The sequence below is a fragment of the Klebsiella sp. G-Nf4 genome (assembly GCF_002810615.1).
Taxonomy (GTDB): Bacteria; Pseudomonadota; Gammaproteobacteria; order Enterobacterales; family Enterobacteriaceae; genus Klebsiella; species Klebsiella variicola.
On the sequence record NZ_PION01000006.1, the window covers coordinates 23,477 to 45,023 of the forward strand.

Here is a 21,547-nt window from a genome sequence, read left to right on the forward strand (position 1 = left end):
GCGGCCCGCTCGCCCGGCGTTTTCCCCGTCGCTTCATCAAACCGTCATCTCCCCGCCATGCCTCTGTAGTCATTGCTTCCCACAATCCGGGCTTCGATAAATGGCTGAACGAGATGCGCGTCACCATGAGAAAGACCTGGCTTCCCTGGCTGATCCTGTCGCCTTCCCTGCTGTTTTTACTGCTGTTTACCTGGTTCCCGCTGGGGCGTTCGGTGTATGACAGCCTGTTTGATACCCGCATGGCCAGCGACGGCGCGCAGTACGTCGGACTGGATAACTTCGCCCGCCTGTTTGCCGATAACGTCTTCTGGCAGTCGCTGGGCAATAACCTGCTCTATATCCTGCTGACGGTAGTGCCCGGGGTGACCCTCGCCCTGCTGTTGGCGGTCGCCCTGAGCGAGAACCATCGCGTCAACCGCTGGCTGCGCACCGCCTTCTTCTTCCCGATGATTATCCCGATGGTCAGCGCCGCCGCGCTGTGGCTGTTTATCTTTATGCCCGGCCTCGGCCTGCTCGACCACTATCTGGCGAAGCTGTTCGGCCCGATGAACAACAACTGGCTGGGGCGCAGCAACAGCGCGCTGCTGGCCCTGGCGCTGATCGGCGTGTGGAAGTTCGCCGGCTATTACATGCTGTTTTTCCTCGCCGGGCTGCAGAGCATTCCGGCCTCGACGCGGGAAGCGGCGCTGATGGAGGGGGCTACTCGCACGCAGGTCTTTTTTAAGGTCACGCTACCGCTGCTGCGCCCGACGCTGAGCTTTGTGATCACCACCGCGCTGATCTACTCCATCACCCAGATTGACCATGTGGCGGTGATGACCCGCGGCGGGCCGGACAACGCCACCACCGTGCTGCTCTATTACATCCAGAATCTCGCCTGGGATACCCACGACCTTGGCAAAGCCTCCGCCGCCACCTTCCTGACCCTGGCCGGGCTGTTCGCCTTCTCGCTGATTAACCTGAAACTGCTGGAGAAAGGAGCCCACTATGAGCGCTGAAATCTCGCCGCTGCTGGTCCGCACGCCCGCCGCTGCCCGTCCGCTGTGGCTGCGCCTGCGCCGCTCGTCGCCCTTTACGCTCACAGTATTAATGTGCTGCCTGGCGCTGCTGTGGGTCAGCCCGTTTATCTGGATGCTGGCGACCTCGTTCAGCGCCACCACCTTCGGCGACGATATGGCGTCGCTGCTGCCCCGCCTGCCGCTGACCCTCGATAACTTCCGCGACGCCTGGAACAGCGCCGACTGGCTGAGCCTGTATGCCAACACCATTATCTTCACCTTCGGCACCTTCTTCGTGCAGCTGTTGACCATCACCACCGCCGGGTACGTCTTCGCCTGCCACGAGTTTCGCGGCAAGCAGACGCTGTTTCTCCTGTTCCTGGTGCAGCTGATGATCATGCCGGTAGTGATGATGGTGCCGAACATGCTGACTCTGAAAACCTTCGGCCTGCTCAACACCCTCACCGGGGTGATGATGCCCTACTTCACCTCGGCGTTCGGCGTGTTCCTGATGCGTCAGGCGTTCCTCGCCATCCCGAAAGAGCTGGAGGAGGCGGCGCTGATGGAGGGCTGCCGCTGGTGGCAGGTGCTGTTCCGCGTGCTGCTGCCGATGTCCTGGCCGTCGGTGCTGGCCTTCGCCACCGTCAGCATTACCTACCACTGGAACGAGTACCTGTGGCCGCTGATGATGCTCAACGATCCCGATAAGCAGGTGCTGACCGTCGGGCTGGTCTCTTTCGCCATGGGCGCCGAATCCGGCGGCCAGTGGGGCACCATCGGCGCCGGGACGCTGATGGTCTGCCTACCGCTGATGCTGGCGTTCATCCTTTTTCAGAAACAGTTCCTGCGGAGCTTCGGCTTCTCCGGGATCAAATAAGGAGTGATTCATGCTGTTAGCGCACATTTCCGATACCCATTTCCGCAGCCGCGGCGAGAAGCTGTACGGCTTTATCGACGTCAATGCCGCCAACGCCGACGTGGTCTCCCAGCTTAACGCGCTGCGCGAGCGCCCGGACGCGGTGGTGGTGAGCGGGGATATCGTCAACTGCGGCCGCCCGGAGGAGTATCAGGTCGCCCGCCAGATCCTCGGCAGCCTGAACTATCCGCTGTATCTGATCCCCGGCAACCACGACGACAAAGCCCATTTTCTCGAGCATCTTCACCCGCTGTGCCCGCAGCTGGGCAACGATCCGCAAAATATGCGCTATGCCGTGGATGACTTCGCCACCCGCCTGCTGTTTATCGATTCCAGCCGCGCCGGCACCTCAAAGGGCTGGCTGACCGACGAGACCATCAGCTGGCTGGAGGCGCAGCTGTTCGAGGGCGGCGACAAACCGGCAACGGTGTTTATGCACCACCCGCCGCTGCCGCTGGGCAATGCGCAGATGGACCCGATTGCCTGCGAAAACGGCCACCGTTTGCTGGCGCTGGTGGAGCGTTTCCCGTCGCTGACGCGCATCTTCTGCGGCCACAACCACAGCCTGACCATGACCCAGTATCGCCAGGCGCTGATCTCCACCCTTCCCGGCACCGTCCATCAGGTGCCGTACTGCCACGAAGACACCCGGCCCTATTACGACCTCTCCCCGGCTTCGTGCCTGATGCACCGTCAGGTCGGCGAGCAGTGGGTGAGCTATCAGCACTCGCTGGCCCACTACGCCGGACCGTGGCTGTACGACGAAAACATCAGTTGCCCAACGGAAGAGCGCTAACCGCCATGCTCAGTCTGCAAAACATCAGTAAACGTTTCGACGGCAAACCGGCGCTCAGCGCCCTGTCGCTGGATATTCACGAAGGCGAATTCGTGGTGCTGGTCGGCCCGTCGGGCTGCGGGAAAAGCACCCTGCTGCGCCTGCTCGCCGGGCTGGAGCCGGTCAGCGAAGGCCAGATCTGGCTGCATGATGAGAACATCACCGCCACCACGCCGCGCGAGCGCAACTTCGCGATGATCTTCCAGAACTATGCCCTGTTTCCGCATCTGTCGGTGCGCGACAACATCACCTTCGGCATGAAGGTGCGCAAGGAAGAGAAAAGCAGCTGGCAGCCGCGGGTGGATAAGGTGGCGCAGATGCTGCAGCTGGAGGCGCTGCTTGACCGCAAACCGGCGAAGCTCTCCGGCGGCCAGCGCCAGCGGGTGGCGATGGCCCGGGCGATCGTGCGCAATCCGCGGCTGTTCCTGATGGACGAGCCGCTCTCCAACCTCGACGCCCGCCTGCGCAGCGAAGTGCGCGACAGCATTATGGCCCTCCACCAGCAGCTGAAAACCAGCACCATCTATGTGACCCACGATCAGACCGAGGCGATGTCGATGGCCGACCGCATCGTGGTGATGAACGGCGGCCACGTACAGCAGGTCGGGCGCCCGGAGTATCTGTATGCCAACCCGGCCAACCTGTTCGTCGCCGGATTTATCGGTTCGCCGGCGATGAACCTCCTGTCGCTGCCCTGCGCCAACGGTGAAGTAGTGTTGGGCGAACAGCGCTATCCGCTGCCGCCGCGCCACCGGGATCAGACCCGCGTCTGGCTGGGCGTTCGCCCGGAACATATTACCGACCGCGTGGAGGAGGGCCATCTGCGCCTGCCGGCCACCGTTCTGCAACGAGAACTGATGGGGGCCGATTACCTGCTCCACGTCAGCACCCCGATCGGCACCCTGCGCTTTAGCCGCCGCCACCGCGGCACGGTGCCGGAGAAAGGCGAGTCGCTACTGGTCGGCTTCTCGCCCGCCGATGTGCATCTTTTTCATGCTGAGACCCAGCATAATTTACTGATGGAGACAGATCATGTTTAAACCCCTTACCGCCCTGACGGTTGGGCTCAGTCTTGCCCTGAGCGGCGCGGCGCTGGCAAAAGAGAAAATAGACTTCATGTTCCCGGCGCCGGTGGACGGCAAGCTGACCATGGAGATGACCCGCGTCATTAAGCAATTCAACGACTCGCAGCAGGATGTCGAAGTGCGCGGGATCTTCACCGGCAACTACGACACCACCAAGATCAAAGCCGAATCGGCGCAGAAGGCCGGCCAGCCGCCGGCGCTGGTGATCATGTCCGCCAACTTCACCACCGATCTGGCGCTGAAGGATGAGATCCTGCCGATGGATGAGCTGTTTAAATATGGCGATCAAAAGGCCGGCGATTTTCTGCAAAAGGAATTCTGGCCCGCGATGCATAAGAACGCCCAGGTGATGGGCACCACTTATGCGATCCCGTTCCATAATTCGACGCCGATCCTCTACTACAACAAGACGATGTTCGATCAGGCCGGGATCAAACAGCCGCCGCAGACCTGGGCCGAGCTGCTGGCCGATGCCAAAAAGCTGACCGACGAGAGCAAAGGCCAGTGGGGGATCATGCTGCCGTCGACCAATGACGACTACGGCGGCTGGATCTTCTCGGCGCTGGTGCGCGCCAACGGCGGGAAATACTTTAACGAAGACTATCCGGGCGAGGTCTATTACAACTCGCCGACCGCCATCGGTGCTCTGCGCTTCTGGCAGGATCTGATTTACAAGGACAAGGTGATGCCGTCCGGGGTGCTGAACTCGAAGCAGATCAGCGCCGCATTCTTCTCCGGCAAGCTCGGGATGGCGATGCTCAGCACCGGCGCGCTGGGCTTTATGCGCGAGAACAGCAAAGACTTTGAGCTTGGGGTGGCGATGCTGCCGGCCAAAGAGCAGCGCGCGGTGCCGATCGGCGGCGCCAGCCTGGTGAGCTTTAAAGGCATCAACGAGGCGCAGAAGAAAGCGGCGTATCAGTTCCTGACCTATCTGGTGAGCCCCGACGTGAACGGCGTATGGAGCCGCTTCACCGGCTACTTCTCGCCGCGCAAGGCGTCATATGATACGCCGGAGATGAAGGCCTATCTGCAGCAGGATCCGCGGGCGGCGATCGCGCTCGAGCAGCTGAAGTACGCCCATCCGTGGTACTCCACCTGGGAGACCGTGGCGGTACGTAAGGCGATGGAGAACCAACTGGCGGCGGTGGTCAATGATGCCAAAGTGACGCCGGAAGCGGCGGTGCAGGCGGCACAGAAGGAAGCCGACGCGCTGATGAAACCTTATGTGGATAAGACCGCGCTGGCGGAAGTGAAGTGACGCTTTGCCCGTCATCGTCACCCTCACCCTGGCCCTCTCCCTGAGGGAGAGGGGACGGTACGGCGCCGTGGTTAAGCCCTGAGTCCGGTTGAGGAAGGAAAAAAAGCAGGCCATACCCGGTATGGCCTGAAAATGTCACAACGATTAGATCCCTGCCGTTTCGCGGATATATTTGCGCGCTTTGACGGCGTATTCGAAAGGATTGGCCAGGGCAGGATCCTGCTCGGCTTCCACCACCATCCAGCCTTTATAGCCAAAATCGTCCAGCAGCTTGAACACCGGACGGAAATCGATCACCCCGTCGCCCGGGACGGTGAAGGTGCCTTTTTTCACGCCGTCGAGGAATGACAGGCCGTCGCGGCGCACCTGGTCGATCACCGGCGGACGCACGTCTTTCAGGTGAACGTGGTTGATGCGCGGCAGATACTTTTTGAGGATCGCCAGCATCGGCGCTTCGCCGCCTTCGGAATACCAGGCGTGACCGGTGTCGAACAGCAGGAAGACGCGCTCGTCCACCAGCGACATAAACTTGTCGATTTCCGCGGTGGTCTGAATGCCGGTGCCCATGTGGTGATGCAGACAGACCTGCATCCCCTTCTCCGCCGCCAGGCGACCGAGGGTGTTGTAGCCTTCCGCCACCCGCTGCCACTCTTCGTCGCTGAAGCACGGCTTCGCATCGCCGAGGATCGGTTTATCCAGCCCCTGGATGCTGCCGCTCTGCTCGGAGCAGCCAATCACTTTCGCGCCCATCGCATGAAGGAAGTTCATGTGATTGACGAATTCATCAATGGTTTTTTCCCGCTGGCCGTTGGCGAAAAAGGTGCTGAACCAGGCGTTGCAGATCTGAATGCCGCGGATGTCCAGCATCGGCTTGAGGACCGCCGGGTCGCGCGGATATTTGCTGCCGACTTCGCTGCCGGTAAAGCCGGCCAGCGCCATTTCGCTGACGATCTGCTGGAAGGTGTTTTCGCTGCCAAGCTCCGGCATATCATCGTTAGTCCAGCCGATCGGGGCGATAGCCAGTTTGACGTTATCTTTGTTCATAGTAGGGCTCCTGCCGCTGCGCCTTACCGGCGCAGCAATTCACGTTCAATGAGTTCACGGGTTTCCACTGCCTGGTATTTCATTTTTTCCGGGTAGCCAAACAGCGAGGTGGCGACAATCGGCTCCCCGCCGACCTTGAAGGTCTGCTCGGCGAATTTCATTTCGCGCAGGGTGCGGAACAGCGCGTCGAAATCCACATCCCCTTCCCCGACGCCTACGTGCTGGTGCACCACGGCATCCACGCCCGGCGGGTTAACGATATAGCGGCAATGTTTCGTATGATTGCGGGTGTCCGCAATCAGGACATGGGAGAGATCGCTCCCGGCGTAGCGCAGCATGCTCGCCACGTCGCCGACGCCTTTGTCGTAGAAAAAGGTGTGCGGCACGCTGTAGACGTACTTCACGTTATCGCTGCGGAACGACTTCACGATATCGACGGTTTCATTGTTCTCTTCGCAGAAATCCCAGGGATGCGCCTGGATCTCCACGCGGATGCCTTCCCGCTCAAAAATCGGCAACAGCTCTTCCATGGAGCGATAGAACATTTCATCGCAGATTTCGGGCTGATTCGGATCGCCGGAGAACTCGGTGTTGATCACCTGAACGCCCATCTCCACCGCAATTTCCACCAGCCGTTTCCAGTTTTTCACCGCCGCCTGACGGCGCAGTTCGTCCGGGCCGGACCAGCGGTAGACGCAGATAAACGACGACAGCTCAAGGCCAGTATCGCGCAGCGCCTGCTTGTACTCCGCCATGATCTCCCGGCTGGCGCGCGGGTGCTTGTAGAACGGGTTAATCTGCGGGTGCGGCGACTGTTCAATGTACTTGTAGCCCCACTCCGCTACCTGATGGACCATGCGGGTGATCCCGAGGTCCTTAATGACATCCACATCAAAGGCAATTTTCATCGTCGTTACCTGTGCAAAGAAGTTCCGTCAGCAAAACGCGCTTAACGTTTGTAGAATGCCGGGCACTCAGGCAGCGTCACCTCAACCGGCTCGCTGGTTCCCTGCGCTTTAATGCAGGCGTCCGCCGCCACCGACGCCGCGTAGCCGTCCCAGGCCGACGGGCCGTGCAGCTGGCCGGCTTTGACGTCGTTGATAAAGGCCTGCAGCTCGACGTCGTAGGCTTTAATAAAGCGGTCTTTCCAGTCGGTCAGAATGGCGGTCGACAGGCTGGCGGACTTGCGCATCTGGACGGCAGACGGCTCCGGCAGACGGGCAATCCCGGTTTCGCCGACCACTTCGCACTGGATGTCATACCCGTACTGGCAGTTCACGAACACTTCGACGTCGATCAGGGTGCCTTTTTTGGTTTCAAAGGAGACGATCTGCGGATCTTTCAGGCGCGCATGGGTGTGCGAGGTGGAGCGCGGGAAGCGCACCTGTACGGAACGGTAGTCATCGTTCAGCAGCCAGCGCAGTACGTCCAGCTCGTGGATCAGGGTGTTGGTGATCGCCATATCGGTGGTGTAGTTCTCGCCGACCGACTGGTTGCGGTGGGCGCAGCGCAGCATCAGCGGCGCGCCGATATCACCATCGTCGATCACTTTTTTCAGCGCCAGATAGCCTTCGTCGTACGGGCGCATAAAGCCAACCTGCACCAGACGACGGCCGGCCTTCATTTCAGCATCAACGATGCGGCGGCAGCCTTCCGCAGACATCGCCAGCGGTTTTTCGCAGAACACCGGCTTACCAGCGGCGATGGCGGCCAGGGTGTACTCTTCGTGGGTCGGGTCCCAAGAGGTGACAAGGATGGCATCGACATCGCTGGCGTTAATCACGTCGTGGCCGTCGGCGTAGACTTCCGCCTGCACGCCCGGCAGCGCGACCGCCGCACGGGCGTTGTCGGCATTGATATCAGACACCGCCACAACGGTGGCGCCCTGCAGAACCTGGGTGCAGCGACGGATGTGTTCTTTACCGATAGCGCCAGCGCCGATGACACCTAATTTGAGCGACATAATGGTTTTCTCCGTAAGTCTGTAGGATTCAGGGTAGAGGTTCGTTTTAGTAATCACGCGCCTGGGCGCGCTTTTCATTAATCATTTGCGCCACCTTGCGGATCCGCTCAGAGAGCGCCGTCTGGGCGACCCCAACGTTCCACCAGCTGCCGTATTTGTGCACCATGGTCTTCGGCAGCACTTTAATATCAATCAGGGTGCTGACCGTTTCGCGACGGGCGGCGTCCAGCGCGTGGCGCAGTTCGTCCAGGGTGGTGACGCGCCAGGTTTTGCAGCCGTAGCCGGCGGCGATGGTGGCGAAGTCCACCGGCACCAGGCCGCCCTGCAGCTGGCCGGTTTCCGGCTGGCGGTAGCGGAACTCGGTGCCGAAGCTGTCCATCCCGTGTTCCATCTGCAGGTTGTTGATGCAGCCGTTGGCCATGTTGTCGAACAGCACGACGTTGATCTTCGCCCGCTCCTGCAGGGAGGTGACCAGCTCAGAGTGCAGCATCATGAAGGAGCCATCGCCGACCAGGGAGTAGACTTCGCTCTGCGGCTGCGCCAGCTTCACGCCCAGCGCCGCGTTGACTTCGTATCCCATGCAGGAGTAGCCGTACTCCACGTGGTAGGTGTTTTCCGCGCGGTTGCGCCAGACGCGCTGCAGATCGCCGGGCAGGCTGCCCGCCGCCGCGACGATCACCGCCTCGGCCGGCAGCGTTTCATTCAGTACCCCAAGGACGCTGCTCTGGGTCAGGGTGGAGTCGGTGATCTGGCGGAACTCGCGATACACCGATTCACGATCGAGGTGATCGTCGATCTCCGGCACAAAGGATTTTTCCTGCCACACCGCCTGGTAGACGCGCTGGGTCTCTTTTAACTGACGGCTCTGCACGCTCTCGATCTGCGCGCCCCAGCCGGCCTGCCAGCCGCTGTCCGCCAGCCCCGCGTCGAGGGCGGTCATCGCTTCCCGGGCATCTGCCAGCATGGCAATGCCGTCCAGCTTCCAGGCGTCGAAGTTGCTGACGTTAATATTCAGGAAACGCACCTCCGGGTGCTGGAAAATCCATTTCGAGGCGGTGGTAAAATCGCTGAAGCGGGTGCCGACGCCGATCACCAGGTCGGCCTCTTTCGCCAGCAGGTTCGCCGCCAGGCAGCCCGTCTCGCCGACGCCGCCGACGTTCAGGGGGTGAGACGAGACCACCGTCCCCTTCCCGGCCTGGGTTTCGGCGAAGGGCACCCCGTAGCGCTCGGCGAAACGGGACAGCGCTTCGCCCGCGCCGGAGTATTTCACCCCACCGCCGCAGACGATCAGCGGTTTACGGCTGGCTTTGATGGCCGCCACGGCGTCCGCCAGCTGCGCGGCGCTGGCCGGGCGGCGGTCGAGACGGTGCACGCGGCGCGTAAAGAAGGATTCCGGGTAGTCCCAGGCTTCGCCCTGCACATCCTGCGGCAGGCACAGCGTCACCGCGCCGGTTTCCGCCGGGTCGGTCAGGACGCGCATGGCGTTGATGCAGGCGCTCATCAGCTGTTCCGGGCGGGTAATGCGGTCCCAGTATTTGCTGACTGCGCGGAAAGCGTCATTGGTGCTGATGCTGAGATCGTAGCTCTGTTCAATCTGCTGGAGCACCGGGTCCGGCTGGCGGGTGGCGAAGACATCGCCCGGCAGCAGCAGCAGCGGAATGCGGTTGGCGCTGGCGGTGCCGGCGGCGGTGATCATGTTGGCCGCCCCCGGGCCGATGGAGGAGGTGCAGGCGATAATCTGCCGGCGCAGGGCCTGGCGGGCAAAACCGGTGGCCGCGTGGGCCATCCCCTGCTCGTTACGCCCCTGATAGACGCGCATATCGCCGCTGTCCTGCTCCAGCGCCTGCCCCAGCCCCAGGACGTTGCCATGGCCGAAAATCGCGAAAATGCCTTTCACGAATTTCAGCTCTACGCCATCCACTTCCAGGTACTGGTTATCGAGGAACTTCACCAGCGCCTGCGCCGTTGTCAGTCTCAGTTTGCCCATGATGCACAATCCTTATTGTTCAGTATTTGTGTGTGGCGTCGCGCCGATGCCGCCGGGGCCGTCGTTCACGTCACTGGAATACCTGTGGATTATAGGCAAACATTTTTTTCATTAAATACAAATACAGAAGAAATATTTCATTTTGCGAGAGGGATCAAACTCTCTACCCATTTCATACGTTTCATTGACATTCCTGACAGGTTTTCGGGCGCTGTTTTGCCGCGCCAGACGGCCATATCCCCTTAAAAATCATAGGTAAAGAAACCACATCCGGCGTTTCATTTTCCGCCAGGTCGACAGAGGGGCCGATCCACGCTCACGCGAGGCTCAGTGCGGCAGAGTGGTAGATCCCTCACACTTTTGGTTTTTTAATTTCGAACGAGTTTGCAAATGAAATATTTATTTCTCAAACTAAGGGTAACCAATAACCCTCAGGCTGTTCACGGAGTCGACGTCGGGATCCCGACCCTTCCAGGCAGCAGACACCAAAAAGGAAATCCTAGCTATGAATGCAGCAGTAAAGCGGCTCGACGTCATCTGTATAGGTCGGGTGGCCGTCGACCTCTATGCCCAGCAGATCGGTTCGCGGCTAGAAGACGTTGCCAGTTTCGCGAAATATCTGGGCGGCTCCTCCGGCAACGTGGCCTATGGCACCGCCATTCAGGGGCTGAAATCGGCCATGCTGGCGCGCGTTGGCGATGAACACAACGGCCGTTTCCTGCGTGAAACGCTCAACCGCGCCGGGGTGGATACCGAGTATCTGATCACCGACCAATCCCGCCTGACCGCGCTGGTGATGCTGGGGATTAAGGATCAGGAGACCTTCCCTCTGATTTTCTACCGCGATAACTGCGCCGATATGGCCTTAACGCCTGACGACATTAGCGAGGAGTATATTGCCTCCTCCCGGGCGCTGGCGGTGACCGGCACCCACCTGTCGCACGCCAATACCCGCGCCGCGGTGCTGAAGGCGCTGGAGTATGCCCGCCGTCACGGCCTGCGTACCGCGCTGGATATCGATTACCGTCCGGTGCTGTGGGGGCTCACCTCGCTCGGCGATGGCGAAACCCGTTTCATTGAGTCCGGGCCGGTCACCAGCCAGCTGCAGGAAGTGCTGCATCTGTTCGATTTGGTGGTGGGAACCGAAGAAGAGTTTCATATTGCCGGGGGCAGCACCGATACCCTGACCGCGCTGAAAAACGTGCGCAATGCCACCAAAGCCACCCTCGTCTGCAAGCGCGGGCCGATGGGCTGCGTGGTGCTGGAAGGCGACATCCCGGACAGCTGGGACCAGGTGCCGCTGCAGCAGGGCGTGCGTGTGGAAGTCCTCAATGTGCTGGGCGCCGGGGATGCCTTTATGTCGGGTCTGCTGCGCGGCTGGCTTAACGACGAAGGCTGGGAGCAGGCTTGCCGTTACGCCAACGCCTGCGGCGCGCTGGTGGTTTCCCGCCACGGCTGCGCGCCAGCGATGCCCACCAAAGTCGAACTCGATGACTACCTGCTGCGTGCCGAATCGGTGCCGCGCCCGGACGTCGACGAGCGCCTCAACCACCTGCACCGGGTCACCAGCCGCCGTCAGCAGTGGCCGGAGCTGTGCATTTTCGCCTTCGACCATCGCAAACAGCTGGCCGACCTGGCACGGGAGACCGGGCGCGATGAAGCCTGCATTCCGCAGCTCAAGCTGTTGTTGTTAGCCGCGGCCGAAGCCGCGGCGCAGGAGGCGGGTCTCGATCAGCGCAGCGGCATTCTGGCCGACGGCACCTACGGCCAGCGTGCGCTCAACGCCATTACCGGCAAGGGCTGGTGGATCGGGCGCCCCATCGAGCTGCCCAGCTCGCGACCGCTACGTCTGGAGCATGGCAACATCGGCTCGCAGCTGATTGACTGGCCGCTGGAGCATGTCGTCAAATGCCTGGTCTTCTATCATCCTGCCGACCCGGCGGCGCTGCGTGAAGAGCAGGACGCTCTGCTGCTCGAGGTGTGGCAGGCCTGTAACAAGTCAGGCCATGAGCTGCTGCTGGAGGTGATCCTGCCGGAAAATGGCCCGGACAAAGACGAGCGCCATTACCACACCATGCTGGAACACTTCTATCAGTTGGGGATCAAGCCAGACTGGTGGAAGCTGCCGCCGCTCTCCAGCGCCTGCTGGCAGCAGATCACCGCCCTTATCGAGCGCGAAGATCCGTGGAGCCGCGGGATCCTGATCCTCGGCCTCGACGCGCCTTCCGACAAACTGCGCGCCGGTTTCGCCGAGGCGGCCGCACACCCGATGATCAAAGGTTTCGCCGTCGGGCGCACCATCTTTGGCCTGCCGTCGCGGCGCTGGATGCAGGGTGAGCTCAGCGATGAGGCCCTGATAGAGGAAGTGAAACGCAACTACCTGACGCTCATTGGCTACTGGCGCGAAGCCCGCCGCTGATCCCCCGACGCCCGTCTCCGTCACCTTGCGGAGCGGGCGTTTTTCTGTTTCTTCGTGAAATGAATCGCGTATTTCGTCGCAATAAATGAAAAATTCGCTTCATTTGGTACACTGGAAGCCATATTCCTTCCATTTTCTCAGAGCGCACTCTATGGCCAATAACCCAACACAGCTGACCATCCTGCAGGATGAAATCAGGCGTCGCTACGATACGTTAAGCAAACGCCTGAAACAGGTCGCCCGCTATATCCTTGATAACAGCAATAGCGTGGCTTTCGATACCGTGGCCTCCATTGCGCAACAGGCGGATGTTCCCCCTTCCACGTTGATTCGTTTTGCCAACGCCTTCGGCTTTAGCGGCTTTAACGAAATGAAACAGATGTTCAAGCAACATTTGATGGAAGAGACCGCCAACTATACCGAGCGCGCCCGTCTGTTCCGCCAGACCACCAGCGATGAGTCCAGCCCGCCGGAAACGCCAACGGAAATCCTCAATATGTTCACGATGGTGAACAACCAGGCGCTGCAGCAGCTGGCGATGCAGACCTCCAGCGATGATCTGGAGCGCGCGGTGGCCCTGCTGGGCGAAGCGGAAAATATTTACGTCATTGGCCTGCGCCGGTCGTTCAGCGTCGCCTCCTATCTGACCTATGCGCTGCGCCACCTCGATCGCAAAGCCTTTCTGATCGACGGCCTCGGCGGCATGTTCACCGAGCAGCTGAGTCTGGTCGGCCCGAAAGACGTGGTGGTGGCGGTGAGCTTCTCGCCGTACGCGCGGGAAGTGGTCGAGCTGGTGGAGCTGGGCGCGCAGCGCAAAGCGCGGCAGATCGCCATTACCGACAGCCAGGTCAGCCCGCTGGCAGCCTTCAGCGATGTCTGCTTTGTGGTGCGTGAAGCGCAGGTGGATGGCTTCCGCTCGCAGGTTGCTTCCCTGTGTCTGGCCCAGACGCTGGCGGTTTCGCTGGCGCTGAACAGCAGTCAGGAGTCCGAGGCCAAGCAGAAGGCGTGAGATAAGCCGCAGGCGTCAGTTGCCCGGCGGAGTTGTATAAGCCTGCGGGAGGATCCCGTAGGCCGGATAAGCGTAGCGCCATCCGGCACAAAGGCGGGTATGGCGCCGGAGGTGTCCTGCCCGGCGGCACTGCGCTTGCCGGGCCTGGGGTATATGCGCCTGCCGGGTGCCGGAGATAATGTTATTGGTATGCAACTTTATTAATCCGGGAAAAGCGTTTGTCGCATGTGATTTCAGCGCACATTGCGCTCCCGGTTAATCGTCTACGTTATGCCTGGCATGGCGCAGGGAGCGCACAGGGGGCGGCCAGTCGCCGCCGCCCGGCATAAAAGCGGCTCCGTGCCTGCGGTCATCGCCCGGCGGCGCTGCGCTTGCCGGGCCTACGGTATAGGGGCTTACGGGAGGATCTCGTAGGCCGGATAAGGCATTTATGCCGCCATCCGGCACAAAGGCGGGTATGGCGCCGGAGGTGTCATGCCCGGCAGCGCTGTTGCTTGCCAGGCCTGGGAGTGGGATTCGACGGAGCGTTTCGCTAACAAACACCCGCCGCCCTCAAACAAGAAGGCCGGTTAGCATCGCTAACCGGCCTTTTTTATCCGCTTCTGCAAAGTGCGTCAGTCGTGGCGCGGGTACTCCGGCGTGTTGATCCAGGCGTGGTCATCTTCCCAGGTGAACAACCATTTCCGATCCGGCCCGGCCATCACGTTCAGATAGTAGCTGTCATAACCGGCAATCGCCGCCACCGGGTGGTAACCGCGCGGCACCATCACCACATCGTGGTTGTAGGGCGCCATGCAGGCGTCCAGGCTGCGGTCGTCGGTGTAGACCCGCTGGAAGGCAAAGCCCTGCGGCGGATCGAAGCGGTGGTAGTAGGTCTCTTCCAGCTGCGTCTCTTTGCCCGGCTGGGAGGTATCATGCTTATGCGACGGCCACGAACTGGTGGCCCCCTCGTCGGTGTACACCTCCACCACCAGCAGGCAGTCCGCCTCGGCGCTGTCCGGCAGAATATTATGCACCCGGCGCTGGTTGCGCCCTTTCCCGCGATGCTCTACGCCGACGTCTTCCGGCCGAATGAGGCGTGCCGGGAAGCTGCCTTTGCCCGGCGCGCTGCATACCGCCAGCTCCAGATCGGAATCGGCAGTTACCTCGACTTTATCCTGCGGCGGCACGTAGACCGACCACGGCGGGGTGCGTTCAAACGGCGACATCCGTTTACCGAGATTCGGGAAATCGGCATGCTGCGTTTTCACCGACGCCAGCCCGGCGACCAGCACCAGGCACAGCTCGCGATCGCCGCTCTCCAGCGTCACGGTCTGCCCTTTTTTCAACATCCAGACATCAAAGCCGATATAGCGCCAACCGGCGCTTTGCGGCGTAATATGCTGGATCTGTCCCTCTTTTCGCGATTTAGCCAGTAACGACATGGCGCTCTCCTTCGCCGATTAACCTAACGTCGGCATGCTGAATTCAGATACGGTCTGCTGCCCTGCCGGCCAGCGTACGGTGGCGGTCTTCATGCGCGTGTAGAAGCGCACGCCGTCCGGCCCGTGGACGTTCAACGCGCCAAACACCGAGCGCTTCCAGCCGCCGAAGCTGTGGAACGCCATCGGCACCGGGACCGGCACGTTCACCCCAACCATCCCCGCCTGCACGTCGTGGACGAATTCACGCGCGGTGTGGCCGTTGCTGGTGAAGACGGCGCTGCCGTTGCCAAACTCATGGCTGTTGACCAGCTCAAGGGCGCTGTCATAGTCCGCCGCGCGCACAATTCCCAGCACCGGGCCAAAGATCTCTTCGCGCCAGATGGTCATCTCCGGGGTGACGTGATCGAACAGGGTGCCGCCGACATAATAGCCTGCGTCATAACCCGGCACGCGCAGTTTGCGGCCATCGACCACCAGTTTTGCCCCTTCGCTTTCGCCTTTATCAATATAGCCGAGCACTTTTTTCTGGTGGGTATCAGACACCACCGGTCCCATCTCGTTCTCTTCCTGGCCGCGCATACAGCCCGGCCCCACTTTCAGCGCTTCCACGAGCGGCTTCAGGCGGGCGATCAGTTTGTCGGCGGTTTCATCTCCCACCGCCACCACCACCGGCAGCGCCATGCAGCGCTCGCCTGCGGAGCCAAAAGCACCGCCCATAATGGCGTTAACGGTGGCGTCGAGATCGGCATCCGGCATCACAATCGCGTGGTTTTTGGCAGCGCCGAACGCCTGCACGCGCTTGCCGTGGGCGCTGGCGGTCTTATAGATATACTCCGCCACACCGGAGGAGCCAACGAAGCTCACCGCGGCAATGCGCGGATCGGTATACAGCTGCTCGGCATCTTCATTGCTGCAGTGCACGACGTTAAACACGCCGTCCGGCAGACCGGCTTCTTTCAGCAGTTCTGCCAGACGCACGGCGGCCGTCGGCGCCAGCGCGGGCGGCTTGAGGATGAAGCTGTTGCCGCAGGCCAGCGCCAGCGGGAACATCCACATCGGCACCATCGCCGGGAAGTTGAACGGGGTGATCCCGGCCACCACGCCCAGCGGCTGCATCAGCGAGTAGCTGTCGACGCCGGTGCCGACGTCAGAGGAGTATTCGCCTTTAATCAGGTGCGGGATCCCGCAGGCGAATTCGACCACTTCCATGCCGCGGGTCAGCTCGCCCAGCGCATCCGACCACACCTTGCCGTGCTCACTGACGATGATCCCGGCCAGCTCTTCCACATGCTGCTCCAGCAACATTTTGAAGTTGAACAGCACCCGGGCGCGGCGCAGCGGCGTAGTACGGGACCAGCTGTCAAACGCATCGCGAGCAACCTGAATCGCCTCAGAGACTTCCTGCGCGGTCGACACCGTGACTTCGCGCACCGCTTTGCCCGTCGCCGGATCGTACACCGGCATCGTTTCGTTGCTGCTGCTGATAACGGTTTTCCCGCCAATAAAGTTTCCTGTGATCGTCATGTTCTCGCCTCATAGTGAAGAGGGCCAGCGCACACCGGCCCGTCGCTGATTCTGCTGTGCTATAACCGTAGTAAAATGAAATTTATATTTCAACACTGTTGTGAAATGAAATTTCATTTTGGTGATAGCAGTCGCATTTTGCGCTGACGGATTGCCTGTGCGCTTCCCGCATCGCGCCTCGTTGTCTCTCGATGCCAGGCTTCCCGCCGCTGTCGCCCCGTAGTCTGGGCCAGTGATATTTTGCGAGACAGCTCAAACATTCATCATTTCCATTCTTGCTAATTTTGGAATAAACGTTTTGACTGTTAGCCAATTGAACGAACCTCCCCCCTCTTCCGTCAGGAGTGTCCTATGGCCATCGCAATGCAACGTTTTTGTATTAACCGCAAAATCGCGCCAGCGCTCAGCATTGAAGCGTTTTTCCGTCTGGTGAACCGTCTGGGCCTGAATAAGGTTGAGCTGCGCAACGATTTACCCAGCGGAAAAGTGACCGACGATCTGAGCCATCAGCAGGTGCGCGAGCTGGCGGCGCGCTACCACATCGAGATCCTGACGATTAACGCGGTCTACCCCTTTAACCGTCGTAGCGAAGAGGTGCGGCAGCTGACCGAATCGCTGCTGAAAGAGGCCCAGGCCATCGGCGCCAAATCGCTGGTGCTCTGTCCGCTTAACGACGGCAGCGAAGTGCCGGCCAGCGAAACCCTGAGCGCCCTGCGCGATCTGTCGCCGCTGTTTGCGTTCTATGGCATCCACGGCCTGGTGGAGCCGCTGGGCTTCCCACAAAGCTCGCTGCGCTCTGCGCACCAGGCGCAGACGCTGATCCATGACGCCCGCGTGCCGTTTAAGCTGCTGATCGACACCTTCCATCACCATCTCTACCCGCAGGCGGCGGACGAGTTCAGCCAGGTGGAGGTGGCGGACATCGGTCTGGTGCACCTTTCCGGGGTGGACGATACCCGTCCGCGCGAGCAGCTCACCGATGCCGAGCGCATCATGCTAACCCCGCAGGATCGTCTCGGCACCTGCGAGCAGGTTAAAGCGCTGGAAGCCCGCGGCTATCAAGGGGTATACGCTTTTGAGCCCTTCGCGCCCGAACTGGCGCAGTGGAGCGAAACGGATATCGAGCGCGAAATTGAGCAGAGCATCGCGCTTATCCAGCGCCACTGCGCCTGAAGACTGCTATGCACAGCGTGCGCGGCACGTGACAATTTCCCCAACGCCGGACGACGAGGTTGCCTATAATCGTCGCAGGATAAATGGAGGAATCGATCATGAGCTCACCCTTGTTGATTGCGCGCACGCTGGATAACGCGCTGTATTTGCTGCCCGCGATGGCCAACCGCCATGGGCTTATCACCGGTGCGACCGGCACCGGTAAAACCGTCACCCTGCAAAAGCTGGCTGAGTCGTTCTCGGAGATTGGCGTGCCGGTATTTATGGCGGACGTCAAGGGCGACCTGACCGGCATTGCCGCCGCAGGACAGAGCTCAGAGAAACTGCAGGCGCGGCTGGAGAAGATCGGCGTCAGCGACTGGGAGCCGCACGCCAACCCGGTGGTGCTCTGGGATATCTTTGGCGAGAAGGGTCACCCGGTTCGGGCGACGGTCTCCGATCTTGGCCCCCTGCTGCTGGCGCGCCTGCTCAATCTCAACGAGGTGCAGAGCGGCGTGCTGAACATTATTTTCCGCATCGCGGACGACCGCGGCCTGCTGCTGCTCGACTTCAAAGACCTCCGCGCCATCACCCAGTTTATTGGCGACAACGCCAAATCGTTCCAGAACCAGTACGGCAATATCAGCAGCGCCTCGGTCGGCGCCATCCAGCGCGGGCTATTGACGCTGGAGCAGCAGGGTGCCGAACACTTCTTCGGCGAACCGATGCTGGATATTGCCGACTGGATGCGCGTCGATGCCAGCGGTAAAGGGGTGATCAATATCCTCAGCGCCGAAAAGCTCTACCAGATGCCGAAGCTGTACGCCGCCAGCCTGCTGTGGATGCTTTCCGAGCTCTACGAGCGTCTGCCGGAGGCGGGCGATCTCGAAAAACCCAAACTGGTGTTCTTCTTCGATGAAGCGCATCTGCTGTTCAACGACGCGCCGCAGGTACTGCTGGATAAAATCGAACAGGTGATCCGCCTTATCCGCTCCAAGGGCGTCGGCGTCTATTTCGTCTCGCAGAACCCGGCGGATATTCCCGACGCCGTGCTCGGCCAGCTGGGCAACCGCGTGCAGCATGCCCTGCGCGCCTTTACGCCGAAGGACCAGAAGGCGGTGAAAACCGCCGCCCAGACCATGCGCGCCAACCCGGCGTTTAGTACCGAACAGGCGATCCAGGAGCTGGGCACCGGCGAGGCGCTGATCTCCTTCCTCGATGAAAAAGGCAGTCCGTCGGTGGTCGAGCGGGCGATGGTTATCGCCCCCTGCTCGCGAATGGGTCCGGTCAGCGATGACGAGCGCAATGGCCTGCTGAATCACTCGCCGCTGTACGGCAAGTATGAGGAGGAGGTGGACCGCGAGTCGGCCTTTGAGATGCTGCAGCAAGGGGTGCAGGTCGCCACCGGGCAGCAGTCGGCCCCGCCGGCGAAGGGTCAGCAAAGCGGTGATGACGATGGACTGCTCGGCGGCCTGAAAGATATTCTGTTTGGCAGCACCGGCCCGCGCGGCGGTAAACGCGACGGTATCGTGCAGACGGCAGCGAAAAGCGCGGTTCGCCAGGTTACCAATCAGATCGTCCGCGGCATGCTGGGCAGCCTGCTGGGCGGACGCAAGCGCTAAAAAAAAGCCCCCTCATCGTTGAGGGGGCTTATACGTTCCGGGCTTAACCCGCTAGGCCTTGCGCATCATCAGCCAGAGGCTTATCAGGAAGAAGCTGGCGCTCGGCAACAGCGCGCCGATGATCGGCGGTATGCCATATACCAGGGTCAGCGGGCCGAAAATCTGATCCAGTACGTAGAAGATAAAGCCGAAGCTAATCCCCGTCACCACCCGCACGCCCATCGGCACGCTACGCAGCGGACCAAAGATAAACGACAGCGCCATCAGCATCATCACCGCCACCGACAGCGGCTGGAAGATTTTGCTCCACATATTGAGCTGGTAGCGTCCCGGATCCTGGCCGCTGGACTTCAGGTATTTCACATAGTTGTGCAGACCGCTGATCGACAGCGCATCCGGATCCAGGGCAACCACGCCGAGCTTATCCGGCGTCAGGTTGGTTTTCCAGGTGCCGCTCACCATCTGCGACCCGGTCACCTGCTTTGGATCGGTCAGGTTGGATTCATCCACCTGCGACAGGCGCCACACTTTATTTTCACTATCGAACTTTGCCGAGGCGGCATAGCGCACCGACTCTAAACGACGCTCCGGATTGAAGGCATAGATGCTGACGCCCCCCAGCTCATCGTTGCCTTTCACGCGTTCGATATAGACAAAGTTGTGGCCATCTTTCGCCCACAGCCCTTGCTGAGTCGACAGCAGCGAACCGCCGTACATCTGCTGGGCGCGGTAGTTGCGCGCCATTTGCTCGCCCTGGGGCGCCACCCATTCGCCGATCGCCATGGTCAACAGCACCAGCGGGATCGCGGTTTTCATTACCGCCAGCGCCACCTGCAGCCGGGTGAAACCGGATGCCTGCATCACCACCAGCTCGCTGCGTTGGGCCAGCATCCCCAGCCCCAGCAACGCGCCAAGCAGCGCCGCCATCGGGAAGAAGATCTGGATGTCCTTCGGCACGCTGAGGATGGTGTAGAGACCAGCGCCCAGCGCATCGTAACTACCCTGCCCGGACTTTTTCAGCTGATCGACAAACTTGATAATGCCGGAGAGCGACACCAGCATGAACAGGGTCATCATGATGGTGTTGAAAATCGTCTTACCGATATAACGGTCAAGTACGCCAAACGCCTGCATCAGGCCGCTCCTTTATTAAAACGGGCACGGAAGCGGCGCATCGGCACCGTATCCCACAGGTTTAACAGCACCGCCAGCGCAAAATAGAGCAGGTTAATCGCCCACATCCAGATAGCCGGGTCCATTTTGCCTTTGCCGCCATTCGACTTAATCGACGTTTGCAGCAGGAAAAACACCAGATAGAGCAGCATCGCCGGCAGCATCGACAGCACGCGGCCCTGACGCGGGTTCACCACGCTGAGCGGCACGACCATCAGCGCCATAATGAAGACGGTCGCCACCAGCGTGAAGCGCCAGTGCAGCTCGGCGCGCGCGCGGTCGGTGTGGGTTTGCCACAGGGTGCGCATATCCATCTGTTCGGTATTGTCCGGATCGGAGGTCACCGCCTGGTGGCCGATGATAGCCTGATAGTTATTGAAGTCGGTGATGCGGAAATCGCGCAGCATCGCCGTGCCTTCAAAGCGGGTGCCCTTGTTGAGGGTCACCACCTGCGAACCGTCTTTCTGCTGCGACAGTTCGCCAGAATCCGCGACCACCACGGAGGGGCGCGCATTGCCTTTCGGACGCAGCTGGGCAAGGAAGACGTCATGGAAGCGACTGCCGTTGACGCTCTCGATAAACATCACCGCGTTACCATCGCTGGCCTGCTGGAACTGGCCCTGGGCCAGCGCCGCCATGCCGGGGTTGGCTTTGGCTTCCGCCAGCACTTCGTCCTGATGCCGCGACGACCACGGCCCCGCCCACATGACGTTGACCGCCGCCACCGCGCCGGTGAACAGCGCGAGGATCATCGCCGCCTTGATCAGCACGGCTTTGCTCAGGCCGCAGGCGTGCATCACCGTAATTTCACTTTCGGTGTAGAGTTTGCCCAGGGTCATTAGCAGGCCAAGGAACAAACTTAACGGCAGGATAAGCTGCGCCATCTCCGGGATGCCGAGCCCCAACAGCGAGAGCACCAGATTGGTTGGGATATCGCCATCCACCGCAGCGCCGAGGATCCTGACTAATTTCTGGCAAAAGAAAATCAGTAACAGGATGAATAGGATCGCCAACTGGCTTTTCAGCGTCTCACGAACCAGATATCTTATGATTATCACTATAAATACGCCCGTAAAAACCCGTTTTATTGCAGGAAAATTGCTTGTTTCATGGCTTAAACGTCATTTATTCTCTTTGG

At 60.7% G+C, this 21,547-nt stretch carries 17 protein-coding genes; 9 read left to right on the forward strand and 8 right to left on the reverse strand.

The window, feature by feature from the left end; all coding sequences use genetic code 11:
- Nucleotides 1–113: 113 nt before the first annotated feature.
- From CWM57_RS13555 to CWM57_RS13575, 5 genes are read left to right on the forward strand one after another with little or no spacing between them, the layout of a single operon-like run.
- Nucleotides 114–998 carry a carbohydrate ABC transporter permease gene (locus CWM57_RS13555; protein ID WP_004146807.1) on the forward strand — a complete coding sequence of 295 codons (885 nt, stop codon included), beginning with the start codon at nucleotides 114–116 and terminating at the stop codon, nucleotides 996–998.
- Entirely contained in the window at nucleotides 988–1,875 is an 888-nt protein-coding gene (locus tag CWM57_RS13560) for a carbohydrate ABC transporter permease (protein WP_008807110.1), read from the forward strand. The genes CWM57_RS13555 and CWM57_RS13560 overlap by 11 nt, the downstream gene beginning before the upstream one ends.
- A 10-nt stretch (nucleotides 1,876–1,885) precedes the next feature.
- Entirely contained in the window at nucleotides 1,886–2,710 is an 825-nt protein-coding gene (locus CWM57_RS13565; protein ID WP_074387227.1) for a phosphodiesterase, read from the forward strand.
- Nucleotides 2,711–2,715: 5 nt separating this feature from the next.
- Entirely contained in the window at nucleotides 2,716–3,789 is a 1,074-nt protein-coding gene (locus CWM57_RS13570) for an ABC transporter ATP-binding protein (RefSeq protein WP_074387228.1), read from the forward strand.
- Complete coding sequence (locus CWM57_RS13575; RefSeq protein WP_100676153.1) at nucleotides 3,782–5,092, forward strand: ABC transporter substrate-binding protein; 1,311 nt, start codon at nucleotides 3,782–3,784, stop codon at nucleotides 5,090–5,092. The genes CWM57_RS13570 and CWM57_RS13575 overlap by 8 nt, the downstream gene beginning before the upstream one ends.
- Nucleotides 5,093–5,236: 144 nt before the next feature.
- Here CWM57_RS13575 and iolE read toward each other — a convergent pair whose 3' ends face one another.
- The 4 genes from iolE to iolD are packed head-to-tail and all read right to left on the reverse strand — an operon-like array spanning nucleotide 5,237 to nucleotide 10,086.
- Nucleotides 5,237–6,136: a myo-inosose-2 dehydratase gene (gene iolE / locus CWM57_RS13580; RefSeq protein WP_002886970.1), complete on the reverse strand. Its 900-nt coding sequence runs from the start codon at nucleotides 6,134–6,136 to the stop codon at nucleotides 5,237–5,239.
- Between the two features lie 23 nt (nucleotides 6,137–6,159).
- A complete protein-coding gene (locus tag CWM57_RS13585; RefSeq protein ID WP_004152193.1) occupies nucleotides 6,160–7,044 on the reverse strand; it encodes a sugar phosphate isomerase/epimerase family protein in 885 nt (294 codons plus the stop codon).
- A gap of 41 nt (nucleotides 7,045–7,085) precedes the next feature.
- Nucleotides 7,086–8,099 (reverse strand): Gfo/Idh/MocA family protein, encoded by a 1,014-nt coding sequence (locus CWM57_RS13590; RefSeq protein ID WP_004152192.1) that lies wholly within the window; start codon nucleotides 8,097–8,099, stop codon nucleotides 7,086–7,088.
- A gap of 46 nt (nucleotides 8,100–8,145) precedes the next feature.
- On the reverse strand, nucleotides 8,146–10,086 hold the full coding sequence (iolD, locus tag CWM57_RS13595) for a 3D-(3,5/4)-trihydroxycyclohexane-1,2-dione acylhydrolase (decyclizing) (RefSeq protein ID WP_074387229.1): 1,941 nt from the start codon (nucleotides 10,084–10,086) through the stop codon (nucleotides 8,146–8,148).
- 505 nt (nucleotides 10,087–10,591) lie between these two features.
- Here iolD and CWM57_RS13600 point away from each other — a divergent pair.
- Together CWM57_RS13600 and CWM57_RS13605 are read left to right on the forward strand one after the other, a co-directional pair.
- On the forward strand, nucleotides 10,592–12,505 hold the full coding sequence (locus CWM57_RS13600) for a bifunctional 5-dehydro-2-deoxygluconokinase/5-dehydro-2-deoxyphosphogluconate aldolase (RefSeq protein ID WP_074387230.1): 1,914 nt from the start codon (nucleotides 10,592–10,594) through the stop codon (nucleotides 12,503–12,505).
- A gap of 151 nt (nucleotides 12,506–12,656) precedes the next feature.
- A complete protein-coding gene (locus CWM57_RS13605; RefSeq protein ID WP_004152190.1) occupies nucleotides 12,657–13,514 on the forward strand; it encodes a MurR/RpiR family transcriptional regulator in 858 nt (285 codons plus the stop codon).
- Between the two features lie 614 nt (nucleotides 13,515–14,128).
- Here the strand turns inward: CWM57_RS13605 and iolB are convergent.
- The gene (gene iolB / locus CWM57_RS13610) at nucleotides 14,129–14,938 is read right to left on the reverse strand and encodes a 5-deoxy-glucuronate isomerase (RefSeq protein WP_074387234.1); all 810 of its coding nucleotides are present in this window, start codon (nucleotides 14,936–14,938) and stop codon (nucleotides 14,129–14,131) included.
- An 18-nt stretch (nucleotides 14,939–14,956) separates the two neighbouring features.
- A complete protein-coding gene (locus tag CWM57_RS13615) occupies nucleotides 14,957–16,462 on the reverse strand; it encodes a CoA-acylating methylmalonate-semialdehyde dehydrogenase (protein WP_061155952.1) in 1,506 nt (501 codons plus the stop codon).
- A 351-nt stretch (nucleotides 16,463–16,813) separates the two neighbouring features.
- Between CWM57_RS13615 and CWM57_RS13620 the strand changes: the two genes are divergently transcribed.
- A complete protein-coding gene (locus tag CWM57_RS13620) occupies nucleotides 16,814–17,635 on the forward strand; it encodes a TIM barrel protein (protein WP_032731813.1) in 822 nt (273 codons plus the stop codon).
- Between the two features lie 98 nt (nucleotides 17,636–17,733).
- Nucleotides 17,734–19,236 (forward strand): helicase HerA-like C-terminal domain-containing protein, encoded by a 1,503-nt coding sequence (locus CWM57_RS13625; protein ID WP_061155954.1) that lies wholly within the window; start codon nucleotides 17,734–17,736, stop codon nucleotides 19,234–19,236.
- A gap of 51 nt (nucleotides 19,237–19,287) precedes the next feature.
- Here the strand turns inward: CWM57_RS13625 and lptG are convergent, their stop codons facing one another.
- Both lptG and lptF read right to left on the reverse strand, forming a co-directional pair.
- Entirely contained in the window at nucleotides 19,288–20,370 is a 1,083-nt protein-coding gene (gene lptG, locus CWM57_RS13630; RefSeq protein ID WP_008807120.1) for an LPS export ABC transporter permease LptG, read from the reverse strand.
- Complete coding sequence (lptF, locus tag CWM57_RS13635) at nucleotides 20,370–21,467, reverse strand: LPS export ABC transporter permease LptF (RefSeq protein ID WP_061155955.1); 1,098 nt, start codon at nucleotides 21,465–21,467, stop codon at nucleotides 20,370–20,372. The genes lptG and lptF overlap by 1 nt, the downstream gene beginning before the upstream one ends.
- Nucleotides 21,468–21,547 lie beyond the last annotated feature (80 nt).